General features: G+C 69.1%; 1 pseudogene. It reads left to right on the forward strand.

Features of this window, described 5'->3' with window-relative positions:
* Positions 1–732 (forward strand): annotated as a pseudogene (locus FK268_RS24400) (hypothetical protein); the annotation flags it as partial.

The following is a 732-nucleotide window of genomic DNA, read 5'->3' on the forward strand; positions in this document are numbered from 1 at the left end:
GGGATCGACGACTTCGTGCAGGACTTGGTGGACGCGATCCTCCGTGCGATCCGCGGTATCCCGATTGTCGGCGGCACGCTCGCGGACATCATCGCGGAGATCGGCGGTCTGAACGACCGAGCGGTCACGGCGCAGGAGACGGCGGAGCAGACCGCGCAGGACGTCGTCGACGGCTGGACCGGGACGGGGTCGAGCACCGGCGGCGTGTACGACACCATGCAGGCGATCAAGACCGCCATCGCGGCTGGGTACACCGTCGACACAATCACGTCGAATGTCACATGGACCAGACCCGATCGCCTCACCGAACTAGCTGCCGTCGCCATCGGGTCCGGGCAGAACGGGGCCAGCGGGTCGACCACCATCCTGCAGTTCCTCGACGGTGTGTACGGAACCGGGGAATCGCCGGGCGGCCAGGGCGGCGGGTTCGCCGCCCGGTCATTCGATCCGTCGGAAATCCCCGCCACGGTCAACTGCACGATCGGCGTCAACGGCGGCGAAGTCGCCTTCGGCGCACTGATGTCGACCGTTCGCGGCGAAGGCAACATGGCGATCGGTTCGATGGGATTCGCCCCATCCACCTCGATCGCAGGCGACGGCGGGCGGGGCGGCAAGGGACGCGGCACCACGAACTCATCGGCGATCAGTGGCCTCCCCGGTGCCCCGGGGGTCAGGAGCGTCGTCGCGGCAGGCGGCACCGCGGGTGCCGGCGGAACAAATCCCCCCGGGGGC

Source organism: Tsukamurella sputi, from assembly GCF_007858445.1.
GTDB lineage: Bacteria > Actinomycetota > Actinomycetes > Mycobacteriales > Mycobacteriaceae > Tsukamurella > Tsukamurella sputi.